Source organism: Phaeobacter sp. JH20_26 (genome assembly GCF_048056275.1).
GTDB classification, from domain to species: Bacteria; Pseudomonadota; Alphaproteobacteria; order Rhodobacterales; family Rhodobacteraceae; genus Phaeobacter; species Phaeobacter bryozoorum.
Genome location: NZ_JAYMWL010000012.1, coordinates 80,955 through 93,679, shown reverse-complemented (window position 1 = coordinate 93,679; position 12,725 = coordinate 80,955). Strand labels below are relative to the sequence as shown.

Annotated in this window: 14 protein-coding genes and 1 pseudogene; 11 read left to right on the top strand and 4 right to left on the bottom strand. The window is 64.4% G+C overall.

The window, feature by feature from the left end:
• Nucleotides 1-6: 6 nt before the first annotated feature.
• From rsmI to gshB, 3 genes are all read left to right on the top strand, one after another.
• Nucleotides 7-867, top strand: coding sequence for a 16S rRNA (cytidine(1402)-2'-O)-methyltransferase (gene rsmI, locus VWY60_RS05295; RefSeq protein WP_416539959.1), 861 nt, complete (start codon nt 7-9; stop codon nt 865-867).
• Nucleotides 868-917: 50 nt separating this feature from the next.
• Nucleotides 918-1,274, top strand: a complete 357-nt coding sequence (locus VWY60_RS05290) for a YraN family protein (protein WP_340547531.1) — start codon at nt 918-920, stop codon at nt 1,272-1,274.
• 97 nt (nt 1,275-1,371) lie between these two features.
• Nucleotides 1,372-2,304, top strand: a complete 933-nt coding sequence (gene gshB, locus VWY60_RS05285; RefSeq protein ID WP_340547332.1) for a glutathione synthase — start codon at nt 1,372-1,374, stop codon at nt 2,302-2,304.
• Between the two features lie 21 nt (nt 2,305-2,325).
• Here the strand turns inward: gshB and VWY60_RS05280 are convergent, their stop codons facing one another.
• The 4 genes from VWY60_RS05280 to cobU all read right to left on the bottom strand — a co-directional run bounded on the left by VWY60_RS05280 (nt 2,326) and on the right by cobU (nt 5,835).
• Nucleotides 2,326-3,828 (bottom strand): YifB family Mg chelatase-like AAA ATPase, encoded by a 1,503-nt coding sequence (locus VWY60_RS05280; protein ID WP_416539958.1) that lies wholly within the window; start codon nt 3,826-3,828, stop codon nt 2,326-2,328.
• A 144-nt stretch (nt 3,829-3,972) separates the two neighbouring features.
• Nucleotides 3,973-4,656 (bottom strand): glutathione S-transferase, encoded by a 684-nt coding sequence (locus VWY60_RS05275; RefSeq protein ID WP_416536679.1) that lies wholly within the window; start codon nt 4,654-4,656, stop codon nt 3,973-3,975.
• A 58-nt stretch (nt 4,657-4,714) separates the two neighbouring features.
• Nucleotides 4,715-5,320, bottom strand: coding sequence for a histidine phosphatase family protein (locus VWY60_RS05270; RefSeq protein WP_416537466.1), 606 nt, complete (start codon nt 5,318-5,320; stop codon nt 4,715-4,717).
• Nucleotides 5,317-5,835: a bifunctional adenosylcobinamide kinase/adenosylcobinamide-phosphate guanylyltransferase gene (gene cobU, locus VWY60_RS05265; protein WP_416539957.1), complete on the bottom strand. Its 519-nt coding sequence runs from the start codon at nt 5,833-5,835 to the stop codon at nt 5,317-5,319. Before cobU ends, VWY60_RS05270 begins: the two co-directional genes overlap by 4 nt.
• 292 nt (nt 5,836-6,127) lie before the next feature.
• Between cobU and VWY60_RS05260 the strand changes: the two genes are divergently transcribed.
• The 8 genes and pseudogenes from VWY60_RS05260 (at nt 6,128) to VWY60_RS05225 (ending at nt 12,632) form a co-directional block, all read left to right on the top strand.
• Complete coding sequence (locus tag VWY60_RS05260; RefSeq protein WP_340547327.1) at nt 6,128-7,006, top strand: RNA polymerase factor sigma-32; 879 nt, start codon at nt 6,128-6,130, stop codon at nt 7,004-7,006.
• Nucleotides 7,003-7,341: pseudogene (locus VWY60_RS05255) on the top strand (ChaN family lipoprotein); the annotation flags it as partial. The gene VWY60_RS05260 and the pseudogene VWY60_RS05255, both read left to right, overlap by 4 nt.
• Entirely contained in the window at nt 7,314-7,964 is a 651-nt protein-coding gene (locus VWY60_RS05250; protein ID WP_416540017.1) for a ChaN family lipoprotein, read from the top strand. The pseudogene VWY60_RS05255 and the gene VWY60_RS05250, both read left to right, overlap by 28 nt.
• 100 nt (nt 7,965-8,064) lie before the next feature.
• The gene (gene coaBC, locus VWY60_RS05245; RefSeq protein WP_416539956.1) at nt 8,065-9,267 is read left to right on the top strand and encodes a bifunctional phosphopantothenoylcysteine decarboxylase/phosphopantothenate--cysteine ligase CoaBC; all 1,203 of its coding nucleotides are present in this window, start codon (nt 8,065-8,067) and stop codon (nt 9,265-9,267) included.
• Between the two features lie 42 nt (nt 9,268-9,309).
• Nucleotides 9,310-9,765 (top strand): dUTP diphosphatase, encoded by a 456-nt coding sequence (gene dut / locus VWY60_RS05240; RefSeq protein ID WP_340547324.1) that lies wholly within the window; start codon nt 9,310-9,312, stop codon nt 9,763-9,765.
• Nucleotides 9,765-10,871, top strand: a complete 1,107-nt coding sequence (locus tag VWY60_RS05235) for a HesA/MoeB/ThiF family protein (protein ID WP_416539955.1) — start codon at nt 9,765-9,767, stop codon at nt 10,869-10,871. The genes dut and VWY60_RS05235 overlap by 1 nt, the downstream gene beginning before the upstream one ends.
• 49 nt (nt 10,872-10,920) lie before the next feature.
• Nucleotides 10,921-11,733, top strand: a complete 813-nt coding sequence (locus tag VWY60_RS05230) for a transporter substrate-binding domain-containing protein (protein ID WP_416536684.1) — start codon at nt 10,921-10,923, stop codon at nt 11,731-11,733.
• Between the two features lie 65 nt (nt 11,734-11,798).
• Nucleotides 11,799-12,632: an amino acid ABC transporter permease gene (locus VWY60_RS05225; protein ID WP_416539954.1), complete on the top strand. Its 834-nt coding sequence runs from the start codon at nt 11,799-11,801 to the stop codon at nt 12,630-12,632.
• Nucleotides 12,633-12,725: the final 93 nt, after the last annotated feature.

Here is a 12,725-nt window from a genome sequence, read left to right as displayed (position 1 = left end):
TCCAGCGTGAATCACAAGATCGTCCATTTGCCATGCGGGCTCTACTTCGTCGCGACGCCCATCGGCACCGCGCGCGACATCACTTTGCGGGCGCTTGACGTGCTGGCCTCCGCCGACATGATCGCCGCCGAGGACACCCGTTCTCTGCGTAAGCTGATGGAAATCCACGGTGTTCCGCTTAATGGGCGGCAGATCGTGGCCTATCACGATCACAGCGGCGCTGGTGCGCGCGGACGGCTTCTGGCGGCGCTGGAGGCGGGGCAGTCCGTGGCCTATGCCTCCGAGGCGGGTATGCCGCTTATTGCCGATCCGGGCTATGATCTCAGCCGCGCCGCCGCCGAGGCCGGGCATATGGTCACGGTTGCGCCCGGCGCCTCTGCGGCGCTGGCGGCGCTGACATTGGCCGGACTGCCAACGGATGCGTTTTTCTTTGCAGGCTTTCTGCCCAACGCCAGTGGTGCAAGATGCAAACGGCTGGAGGAGCTGGCCGCCGTCCCCGGCACGCTTGTGTTTTACGAATCGCCCAAGCGGATTGCCGCCTCGCTGCGCGACATGGCGGGCGTATTGGGCGACCGGCCGGCGGCGCTCTGCCGTGAAATCACCAAGAAATTCGAGGAGGTGCGCCGCGATACCCTGCTGACCCTCGCCGAAGGACTGGAACAATCCCCGGTGAAAGGCGAAATTGTGGTTCTGGTGGACCGTGCGCGCGGCACCAGTGTCAGCGATGGCGATCTCGACAGCGATCTGCGCGCCGCCCTAAAGGACAACTCCGTGAAAGACGCCGCCTCCATCGTTGCCGAAATGCACAATCTGCCGCGCCGCAAGATCTATCAATTGGCGCTCGACATGGCCAAGGACGCAGGCTGAGCATGGCTGGGCGGGCAGATACCCCGCCCGGACGGCCCTCTGCGCGCGGGCTGCGTGGATCTAGATCCCATCACGCCGGATACGCCGCGGAAGAGCTGGTCGCCCGGTTTTATGAACGCGGGGGATACACAGTCGCGGCGCGCCGCTGGCGCGGCGGTGGCGCCGAAATCGACCTGATCCTGAGGCTTGGGGCGATGGTGGTCTTTGTCGAGGTCAAGCACAGCGTCAGCCGCGATGAGGCGATCGCCCGCATCAACAGCACCCAGATGCAGCGCATGATGACCAGCGCCGCCGGGTTTCTGGCCGGCGAACCTGCCGGGCAGCTGACCGAGTCGCGGCTGGATGTGGCGGTGGTCGATGGCACCGGCAGGGTTGAGGTAATGGAAAACGCCTATGGTCAGGGTTGAGCGCCTCTGCCATTGAACCTGTCGCCAAGCTGGGTCATGTATTCGGCGTGGGCGGTTTGCCCATGTCATTTTGCCCATGTCATGAGGGACTGACATTATGAAAATCGCCTTTCAAATGGACCCGATCACCGACGTTGATATCAATGCCGACAGCAGTTTTCGCCTAGCTGAGGAAGCGCAGGCGCGCGGGCATAGCCTGTTTTTCTATGGCCCCGACCAGCTGGCCTATCAGGAGGGCCGCATCACCGCGCGCGGTCATGATATGACCGTTCAGCGCGTGGCCGGACACCCGGCGGAGCTGGGTCCGCGTCGCGAAGTCGACCTGAGCGACTTCGACGTGGTCTGGCTGCGGCAGGATCCGCCCTTTGACATGCACTATATCACCTCGACCCATCTGTTGGACCGGCTGAAGGGTCAGACGCTGGTGGTCAATGATCCCTTCTGGGTGCGTAACTACCCGGAGAAACTGCTGGTTCTGGATTTCCCGGAGCTGACGCCGCCCACCGCCATTGCCCGCGATCTTGAGACGATCAAGGCGTTCAAGGAAAAACATGGCGATATCATTCTGAAGCCGCTCTACGGCAACGGCGGTGCCGGCGTGTTCCGGCTGGACCGCGACGACCGCAACCTGACCTCGCTGCATGAGCTGTTCACCGGCTTCAGCCGCGAGCCGCTGATCGTGCAGAAATTCCTGCCGGATGTGAGCAATGGCGACAAACGGGTGATCCTGGTCGATGGCGAAGCCGTCGGCGCAATCAACCGGGTGCCTGCGGCGGGGGAAACCCGTTCCAACATGCATGTCGGCGGCCGGCCGGAGAAAATCGGCCTGACCGACCGCGACCGCGAAATCTGCGCCGCCATCGGGCCATTGCTGCGCGAAAAAGGGCAGGTCTTTGTCGGCATCGACGTGATCGGCGACTACCTGACCGAGATCAACGTGACCTCGCCGACCGGCATTCAGGAGCTGGAACGCTTCGACGGCGTCAATATCGCCGAGAAGATCTGGCAGGCGATCGAAGCCAAGCTCTGAGCTCTCGCGTGAGAACACGCCTCAGGCGGCAATCCGAAAACTGATCGCTTCGGCGATATGGGGGCGGCGGACATCCGGCGCCCCATCCAGATCGGCGATGGTGCGGGCGATGCGCAGCACCCGGTGATAGCCACGCGCGGTCAGCCCGAACCGGTCCGCCGCCTGCAACAGCAGGGCCCGGCCTTCGCTGTCGGGCGTCGCCACCTCCTCCAGCAGCTGGCCCTCGGCATCGGCATTCTGCCGCAGCTGGGGATGTTGGCGGTAGCGGCTGGCCTGGACCTCCCGCGCGATGGCAACCCGCACGGCCACCTCCGCCGAGGTCTCGCCATCACCCGGCAGATCCAGATCGGCAAAGCCGACCGGCGGCACATCCACCCGCAGATCGAACCGGTCCATCAGCGGCCCGGAGATACGGCCGAGATAATCCGCCGAACACTGCGGCGCCCTTGCACAGGCGCGATTGGCATCGCTGAGCGCGCCACATTTGCAGGGGTTGGCCGCCGCCACCAGCATGAACCGACTCGGGTAGCTGACATGGGCATTTGCACGTGCCACATTCACATGGCCGGTTTCCAACGGCTGGCGCAGCGTCTCCAGCACTGCCCGGCTGAATTCCGGCAGCTCATCAAGAAACAGCACACCATTATGCGCCAGGCTGATCTCGCCCGGCTGCGCCCTGCGCCCGCCCCCGACAATGGCCGCCATCGAGGCGGTGTGATGCGGCTCGCGGTAGGGGCGGCTGCGCCGAATGCCGCCTTCGTCGATCAACCCGCAAAGCGACTGGATCATTGAGGTCTCCAGTGCTTCGGCCGCGCTTAGCGGCGGCAGGATCGAGGGCAGCCGCGCCGCCAGCATGGATTTCCCCGATCCCGGCGCGCCGACCATATAGAGATGATGTCGACCGGCCGCGGCAATCTCCAGCGCGCGCTTGGCCCGTTCCTGCCCCTTCACATCGCGCAGATCCTTTCCCGCGGGGGGATCAATCACCTCGCCGGGGGCGGCGGGGGGGATCACCATCTGCCCGGTGAAATGCGCCACCACATCCGCCAGACCGCCCGCCGCGATCACCGTCGCATCGCTGACCCAGGCCGCCTCCGCACCCGAGGCTTTCGGGCAGAGCAGCCGCCGTCCTTCGCTGGCGGCGGCCATGGCGGCAGGCAGGGCACCCACCACCGGCACCAGATTGCCATCCAGCGACAGCTCGCCCAGGGCAATGGTCTCAGAGGCCGCCTCGGGCGGGATGATCCCAATCGCCGCCAGCAGCGCCAGCGCGATCGGCAGATCAAAATGGCTGCCCTCCTTGGGCAGATCGGCAGGCGACAGGTTTACGGTGATCCGGCGCGAGGGCAGGGCAATCGACATCGTCGCCAGCGCCGACCGGACCCGCTCGCGGGCCTCGCTGACCGCCTTATCCGGCAGGCCGACGATGGAGAAAGCCGGCAGACCTGGGGCGACCGCACATTGCACCTCGACCGGGCGGGCCTCGACGCCTTGAAACGCAACGGTATAGGCGCGCGAAATCATCTCTCCCCTTTCCGCTGTGGGTGGGGAGAGATGCTTGGCCAACGTGGTTTCGGAGTCGTTAACGCACCGGCGATGCCGCTGCGGTTTTACGTTTTATTCACCCTGATGCCAGGGGGCGCCGGGGCGATGCCGGGGACAGTGAGGTCAGCTCAGCTGCCAGGGTTTGCGCGGCAGATCAATCGGGTAGGGATCGGTTGCATAGCTCACCTCGTCAATGCGGTCCTGCCAGCGGCGCAGCACGGGGTCGGACAGGGTGACGCGGCAATAGGCACGCATCTCGTCCGAAACAGGCAGATCAAAGCCGACGATGCGAGCCGCCACTGGCGCATAGAACGCATCCGCGATGGAATAGCTGCCAAACAGCCAGCCATCCTTGCTGCCGGACACATCGCGTGCATGGGCGAACAGTGTTTCAATCCGCTTGAGATCTGCCAGCACCGCGTCAGAGGGTTCAAACCCCTGATAGATATGTGCCAATTGCATTGGGCAGGCGCTGCGCAGCGCACCAAAGCCCGAGGCCATCTCGGCCACCAGCCAGCGTGCCGTTGCCCGCTGGCGCGGATCCTGCGGCCACATGCCAGCCTCCGGGTGCCGTTCCGCCAGCGTTTCGGCGATGGCGACGGTTTCACCAATCACCGTGCCATCCGGCAATTGCAGCGTCGGCAGCAGCCGTGCCGGGGCCAGTGCCGCCATCTTCTCCGCCATGGTGCCCGAGAACATCTCGACCAGCGAGACCTCATGAGGCAGGTTGAATTTTTCCAGCATCAGCCAGCCGCGCAACGACCAGCTGGAATACTTGCGATCACCGATATAGAGTTGATATGTCATGTCGCGAGGTTAGCGCGCCTCGAGTCATTCTCAAACGGAATATTTGTTCGCTAACCCATCACGGAATGTGATTTATTCTACCACGCCCCCAGCCGCGATCCCGGCTGCTGCCCTGATGGGTGATCTCGGTGACCGACAGGTTGTCGATCCGATGCGAAAAGGCCTCCTCGGCGGTCAGCTGCTCGGCGCGCTGGATCTGCGTCAGGATCTGGCCGAAATGGCCAACCACCACCAGATCCCGGCCGCGATGCGCCTCGATCAGACCATCGATGGCTGCGTTTACCCGCGCGCAGACCTGATTCCAGCTCTCGCCGCCGGGCGGGGTTACATCGCCGGGGGTTTCCCAATAAGCGCGGATACGCTCGGGGTCTTCGGCGTCAATCTCGCGCCAGCTGCGCAGCTCCCAGGCGCCGAAATGGATTTCGCGCAGCGCCGGCTGGTCCGTCAGCCGCTGCCGGTCGCGCCCGATGGCCGTGGCCGTATCGCGCGCCCGGCTGAGGTCGGAGGACACCACCAGCGCCTCGGGGGGCAGATACCCGTGAAGCCGGTCCAGCGCGGCGGTATCGGACAGATCGGCGGGCAGATCGGACCAGCCAACCATGGATTTGGCATGGGTCGGGCCGTGACGGACCAGAAACAGTCTCGTGATCGCATCGTTGCTCATAGCGTTCCTTTCAGCACCTGCGGCAGCCCGGCGGTGACCAGCACAGCCCGGTCGGCCACCCCGGCCAATGCGATATTCAGCCGTCCCTGCGCCTCGCGGAACTGCCGGGCCAGCGCATTGTCGGGGACGATGCCATGGCCCACCTCGTTTGACACCACCACCACCTCGGCGGCGCAGCGCTGCAAGGCGGCCATCAGCGCTGCCTGCTCAACAATCAGATCCGCCTCCGCCAGCATCTGATTGCTGAGCCACATGGTGGCGCAGTCCAGCAGGCAGATCTGGTCGGCGCGCAGCGAGTCGAGCACCGGCGCGAGGTCCCGTGGCGCCTCATGGGTGGTCCAGCCGGCGCCGCGCTGATGCAGATGGCGGTCCACCTTGGCCCGCATCTCCTCGTCAAACACTTGTGAAGTGGCCAGATAAACCCTGTCTTTCCCTGAGTTTAGGCAGATTTCCTCGGCATAGGCCGATTTGCCCGATGCCGCACCGCCCAGAATGAATGTGACTTTAGTCGGCACTTTTATTACCCTGAAGCTATCGAGTGTTGCGTGACTGGGTAGCCACGGGTGCGGCGCAACACAAGATGTGTTGACCACGGGCGCGCGTCAGGCCCGCAGAGATGACGCTGATTTCAGAGGTTGATTGCACCCGGACCGGCCCGCTGTGGCGGCGCATTTCGCGCCTGTCCAACCACGCTGGGGGCCGAGACGACAGTCCCGAGCCTGATTTTCGGGAATTTACCAAGACTGAAGTGATCCAAGAGGGCGCATCGTCCGTATTCAGATCAAAATTCATCTACGGGGAAGAAAAATGGCTCTTGATACCATGATCGAAAACCCGTTGCCCAAGCGGGCAATGAAGGCGGAATTGCTGGACGCTGAGACCGAATTGCGACTGGCCTACGCCTGGCGGGATGAGCGGGACGTGCAGGCGCTGCATCGGCTGATCAATGCCTATATGCGACTGGCGATCTCTATGGCCTCCAAATTCCGCCGCTACGGCGCGCCGATGAATGATCTCATTCAGGAGGCCGGGCTGGGCCTGATGAAGGCGGCCGATAAATTCGACCCTGACCGTGGGGTGCGCTTTTCGACCTATGCGGTCTGGTGGATCAAGGCGTCGATTCAGGACTATGTGATGCGCAACTGGTCGATGGTGCGGACCGGGTCGACCTCGGCGCAGAAGTCGCTGTTTTTCAATATGCGTCGGGTGCAGGCCCAGCTGGAGCGTCAGGCCCAGTCCGAGGGCACCCAGCTGGATCAGCACCAGCTGCATCAGAAGATCGCCACCGAAATCGGTGTGCCGCTGCGCGATGTGCAGATGATGGACGGGCGGCTGGCCGGGGCGGATTTCTCGCTGAATGCGGTGCAATCGGCCGAGGAAGAGGGCCGCGAGTGGATCGAAGCGCTGGAGGACGACAGCGCCCAGGCCGCCGAGCTGGTCGAGGAAAGCCATGACACCAGGCAGCTCAGGATCTGGCTGGTGGAGGCGATGCAGGCGCTGAACGACCGCGAACGCTTCATCATCACCGAACGCAAGCTGCGGGACAAGCCGCGCACGTTGGAGAGCCTCGGCACGGAGCTGGGCCTGTCCAAGGAGCGTGTCCGCCAGCTCGAGGCGGGCGCCTTTCAGAAGATGCGCAAATCGCTTGAAACCTGCTCACGGGAAGTTCAGAACTTCCTCCTATGACATCTCAGATACCTATCATGATCAAAGGCGTGTCCGACTTCGGGCGCGCCTTTTGCATCTGCGCGGCGGCATGGGGACCGATCGCCGTCGGCGTTCTTGTCGCGGCTGCCGTCATGACCGGCACGGCCCGCGCGGACGAACACAGTGGACAGGTCCGCCCGCCTGCGGTGCTGGCCAGCTCGGTGGCGGAGGTGCTGCCGGTTCTGGCCGGGGCTGACGTGGTGTTTCTGGGCGAGATCCACGACAACCCCGCCCATCACGCGGTGCAGGCAGAGATCATCACCGCGCTCCAGCCCGCCGCTGTGGTCTGGGAGATGATCACGGCGACGCAGGCGGCAGCGCTGACACCGGATCTGTTGCAGGATGGTCAGGCACTGGCAGAGACGCTCGACTGGACGCTGTCCGGCTCTGGCCTGAGTTCGCGCTTTATCAACCGGTCTTTGCCGCCAGTCACGGGGCGGCGCAGTTCGGCGCGCTGGTGCCGCGAACGGAAACCCGCCGCGCGATGGAACAGGGCGTGGCGGGGGTCTTTGGTCCTGATGCGGCGGCCTATGGGCTCTCCACCCCGCTGGATGAGGCAGAGCAGGCGGCGCGTGAAGCCGATCAGCTGGCCAGCCATTGCAATGCGATGCCGGGCGAGATGCTGCCGGTTCTGGTTGAGCTTCAGCGGCTGCGCGATGCGGTGCTGGCCCGCGCTGTAGTTGCGGCGCTGGTTCACGTCGCCGCAGACCCGGTCAGGCAATCTGGCGGCCAGAATCCGGGGCCGGTCGTGGTGGTGACCGGCAATGGCCATGCCCGGCTGGATCGTGGCGCGCCGCTGGCCTTGCGGCAGGCGCGCCCGGCGCTGAAGATCACCGCTCTGGGCCAGTCCGAAGGTGGGCAGATCGAGGGGACGTTTGATGTGGTGATGGAGGCAGATCCAGTCCCGCGCGCCGATCCCTGTCTGGCCTTCCAGTGAGGGGCACGCGCGCGCTGCGGCAGACACCCTGCGGAAAACCGTTTCACACTGGCGACAGGGCGCAGTAGAGTTTGCCGGGATCTGCGGCAAGGATAGGCAAATGCTGGCGAACAAACGTATTCTCCTGATCATCGGTGGCGGGATTGCCGCCTATAAATCGCTGGAGCTGATCCGCCGCCTGCAGGATCAGGGCGCCGAGGTGGTGCCGGTCCTGACCAAGGCGGGCGAGGAATTTGTAACTCCGCTGTCCGTTTCGGCGCTGGCCGGGCAGGCGGTGCACCGCGATCTCTTTGACCTTACCGCCGAGGCGGAGATGGGTCATATCCAGCTGTCGCGCAGTGCGGATCTACTGGTGGTGGCCCCGGCCACGGCGGATCTGATGGCGAAGATGGCCCATGGTCACGCCAATGACCTGGCCTCAACCCTGCTGCTGGCCACAGATACTCCGGTGCTGCTGGCTCCTGCGATGAATGTGCGCATGTGGCAGCACCCCGCGACCCAGCGCAATCTGGCAAGCCTGATGGCGGATGGTGTGTCCTGCGTCGGCCCGGATGAGGGCGGCATGGCCTGCGGCGAATTTGGTCCCGGCCGTCTGGCGGAACCGGACGCCATTGTTGCCGCCATTGCCGCGAAACTGTCCGATGGACCGCTCAAGGGGCGGCGCATCGTCGTGACCTCCGGCCCGACGCATGAGCCGATCGACCCGGTGCGCTACATCGCCAACCGATCGTCGGGCGCGCAGGGGACAGCGCTGGCCCGTGCTCTGCGCGATCTGGGCGCTGAAGTGGTCTTCATCACGGGCCCGGCCAGCGTTGCGCCGCCCGATGGCGTCGAAGTGGTGGCCGTTGAGACCGCGCGGGAGATGGCCGAGGCGGTGTCAGCGGCGCTGCCCGCAGATGCCGGTGTCTTTGCCGCGGCGGTCGCCGACTGGCGTGTGACCAGCGCATCGGATCGCAAGCTGAAGAAATCCAAGGATGGGCTGCCGGTGATGGAATTTGCCGAGAACCCCGACATTCTCAAGACCGTGTCGCGGCTGGAGCAGGGGCGACCGGGACTTGTCGTCGGCTTTGCGGCGGAGACCAATGATGTGGTTGACAATGCCACCGCCAAACGCCTGCGCAAGGGCTGCGACTGGATTGTCGCCAATGACGTCTCCCCGGCAACCGGTATCATGGGCGGCCGTGAGAACGCGGTGATCCTGATCTCCGATGCAGGCGCCGAAAGCTGGCCGCGCATGGACAAGGACGCGGTTGCCCGCAAGCTGGCCGACCGCATTGCACACGCGCTGGCGGAGACGGGCTGAACAGAGCCGCACAGGACGAAACCAAGAGGGATCAGGCAGAGAATGGTCGATATCCGTATCACATATGACGAAGGCGCAGACCGGGAGGTGCCGCTGCCCGCCTATCAGACCAGCGGCGCGGCAGGCGCCGATCTGCGCGCCAATCTGCCGGATCGCGCCAGCCTGACGCTTGCCCCCGGTGCCCGCGCGCTGGTGCCCACGGGCCTGCGGCTGGCGATCCCCGAGGGCTATGAGGTGCAGATCCGCCCGCGCTCGGGTCTGGCGCTGAAACATGGCATCACCCTGCCCAATACCCCCGGAACCATCGACAGCGACTATCGTGGTCCGCTTGGGGTGATTGTGATGAATGCCGGCGAGGCCGCGTTTGACATCGCCCATGGGGACCGCATTGCGCAGATGGTGGTGGCACCGGTGCTGCGGGCGGAGTTCCAGCTGGTCGAAACGCTGGATGAGACGCCGCGCGGGTCTGGCGGTTTCGGCTCGACGGGGCAGGGCTGATGCTGTCGATCCTTGTCCTTGCAGCATTGATCTGGTGGGGTGGCCACTTCCTGGGGCTGGGACGCCGTTTGCGGTTCAGCCTGTTGGCATTGCTCTATGGTGCGATCCTGACGCTGCATCTGACCCTGCCTGCGACCGCGCCGCTGCGGCTGGCCACCGGGGAAACCGCCGCCCCCTGGCTGATGCTGGCGGGGGCCGTGACGCTGGTGCTGGGCTACCGTCAGGGGCTGCGTGTCCTGCGCAATCGGGCGCAGCCGAAGGCGGCCGACAGTGAGGCGACCCAGCCCCGGTCGCAGAAATTCTCCGAGACAGAGCTGGAGCGCTACGCCCGCCATATTGTCCTGCGCGAGCTGGGTGGCCCCGGGCAGAAAAAACTGCGCAACGCCCGCGTGCTGGTGATCGGAGCCGGTGGTCTGGGCGCGCCTGCGCTGCAATATCTGGCCGCCGCTGGCGTCGGCACAATCGGCGTCATCGACGATGATCTGGTGGAGAACGCCAATCTGCAACGGCAGGTCATTCACCGCGATGATGATATCGGGCGGCCCAAGGTGTTTTCGGCGCAGGCCGCGATGGTGGCGCAGAACCCCTATGTGGAGGTGCGCCCCTATCATCGCCGCCTGGATGCCGAGATCGCGGCGGATCTTTTTGCCGATTACGATCTGATTCTCGACGGCACCGACAACTTCGAAACCCGCTATCTGGCCAATCGCACGGCGGTGGCGCTGGGCAAGCCGTTGATTTCAGGCGCGCTGTCGCAGTGGGAGGGGCAGATCTCGCTGTTCCAGCCCTCGGTCAGCGGCCCCTGCTATCAGTGCATCTTTCCCGAAGCACCGGCGGCCGGGCTGGCGCCCAGCTGTTCCGAGGCCGGGGTGGTCGGGCCGCTGCCCGGTGTCATCGGCGCGATGATGGCGCTGGAGGCGGTGAAGGCGCTGACCGGTGCCGGTGCGGTGCTGCGTGGTGAGATGCTGATCTATGACGGCCTTTATGCCGAAAGCCGCAAGATCACCCTGCGCGGCCAGCCCGATTGCCCGATCTGTGCCGGTGGCGCCGATGCCGGCGTGGAGCCTGACGCGGCGCTCATCAGCAGGCGCGCGGAGGGGGTCTGACGGAACCAGACGCAGCGATTGATCAATCAAAACCAAAGGGGAGGACAAAATGACATTCAACATGACCCAGGGCGCGGTGAAAACCATCGCCGCTGCCGCAGGCCTGGCCCTGCTGTCTACCGCTGCCACGGCGGCGGATCTGCCGGACCTTGAGGGGCGCGAAGTGGTGGTCTCGGTGGAGAACGCCTATCCGCCGCTGCAATTTGTCGACCCTGCCAGCGGTACAGCCATCGGCTGGGAATATGACGCCATGGCGGAGATCGCCGAGCGGATCAACATCACAGTCGTCTATGAAACCACCAGCTGGGACGCAATGATCCCGGCGGTGAGCGATGGCCAGTATGACATGGGCATGACCGGCATCACCATCCGCGACGACCGCAAGGAAAAAGTGGATTTCTCCGACAAATATCTGACCTCGCAGATGCGCATGATCGTGGCCGGGGACGAGAGCCGCTTTGACGATGCCGCCAGTTTTGCTGCCAATGCGGATCTTCTGGCCGGGGCCCAGCCCGGCACCACGCCGTTTTATGTGACCGTCTATGATATCCTTGACGGCGATGAGGCCAACCCGCGGATCAAGCTGTTTGAAACCTTTGGCGCGGCGATTCAGGCGCTGCGGACGGGCGATGTGGATCTGGCGCTGTCGGACAGCACCGCCGCCAATGGCTATGTGCAGGCCTCGGACGGGGCGCTGAAGATCGTGGGCGAGCCGCTCGGGACCGAGGATTTCGGCTTCATCTTCCCCAAGGGCAGCGATCTGGTGGCGCCGATCAACGCCGCCATCGCCTCGATGGAGGCGGATGGCACGCTCGATGCGCTGAACACCAAGTGGTTCCTGGAGTATAAGCTGGGCGGCTGACCCGGCGGCAGACTATGACCAATCCCCGGCCCTAGCGTCGGGGATTTCCACATCATGGGGCAGAGATGAACGAGCAAGAGCCAAGACCGGGCAGGCAAAACCGTTGGGCGGACAGCAAAAAAGAAGATTTCCCATGGTGGCTGGCGGCAGTGATCCTGATCGGGGCGACGCTGATCTGGCGGGTGGTTTCGGATGATCTCTATCTCAATATCCTCAGCACCCTGATGCGTGGCGTCCAGCTGACGATCTTTGTCACGCTGGTGAGCTTTTTCCTGGCCTCTCTTCTGGGGCTTGGGCTGGCGCTGGCTGCGGGATCGCGCTGGCTGGTGATCCGGCAGGGTGCGCGGTTCTATATCGAGGTGGTGCGGGGCATCCCGATCATCGTACTGCTGCTTTACGTCGCCTTTGTGCTGGCGCCAGCGCTGGTGGAACTGCGCAACTGGATCGGCGCGCAGATCGGGTTGGACCCGATCCGTACCCGCAATTTCCCACTGCTGTGGCGGGCCATTATCGCGCTGATGATCGCCTATTCCGCCTTTATTTCAGAGGTGTTCCGCGCCGGTCTGCAATCGGTGGATGCGGGCCAGATCGAGGCGGCCAAGGCGCTGGGTCTCAGCCGCTGGCACCGCTTTCGCTTTGTCGTGTTTCCGCAGGCGATCCGCACCATCCTGCCGCCGCTTGGCAATGATTTTGTGGCACTGGTAAAGGACAGTTCGCTGGTTTCTGTGCTGGGGGTCGCCGATGTCACCCAGCTGGGCAAGATCACGGCGGTGGGCAATTTCCGCTATTTCGAGACCTATAATGTGGTGGCGCTGATTTACCTCACGCTGACAATTGGCCTGTCGCTGCTGCTCAGGCGGTTTGAGAAACACCTGCGTCGCCGCGAGGAGCGCCGGTAGCGGGCAGGCTCCGGCGGCAATCGGTGAAATTCTCTCGACTGTGCCTCTGGACGGCGGGCAGGGGCGGGCATAGCTTCCTCACAAAGGAGATTT

Coding starts and splice junctions, on each gene's coding strand:
- gshB (WP_340547332.1), top strand. CDS start 1,372: ATGAAAATCGCCTTTCAAATGGACCCGATCACCGACGTTGATATCAAT.
- VWY60_RS05280 (WP_416539958.1), bottom strand. CDS start 3,828: ATGATTTCGCGCGCCTATACCGTTGCGTTTCAAGGCGTCGAGGCCCGC.
- VWY60_RS05275 (WP_416536679.1), bottom strand. CDS start 4,656: ATGACATATCAACTCTATATCGGTGATCGCAAGTATTCCAGCTGGTCG.
- VWY60_RS05270 (WP_416537466.1), bottom strand. CDS start 5,320: ATGAGCAACGATGCGATCACGAGACTGTTTCTGGTCCGTCACGGCCCG.
- VWY60_RS05260 (WP_340547327.1), top strand. CDS start 6,128: ATGGCTCTTGATACCATGATCGAAAACCCGTTGCCCAAGCGGGCAATG.
- coaBC (WP_416539956.1), top strand. CDS start 8,065: ATGCTGGCGAACAAACGTATTCTCCTGATCATCGGTGGCGGGATTGCC.
- dut (WP_340547324.1), top strand. CDS start 9,310: ATGGTCGATATCCGTATCACATATGACGAAGGCGCAGACCGGGAGGTG.
- VWY60_RS05235 (WP_416539955.1), top strand. CDS start 9,765: ATGCTGTCGATCCTTGTCCTTGCAGCATTGATCTGGTGGGGTGGCCAC.
- VWY60_RS05230 (WP_416536684.1), top strand. CDS start 10,921: ATGACATTCAACATGACCCAGGGCGCGGTGAAAACCATCGCCGCTGCC.
- VWY60_RS05225 (WP_416539954.1), top strand. CDS start 11,799: ATGAACGAGCAAGAGCCAAGACCGGGCAGGCAAAACCGTTGGGCGGAC.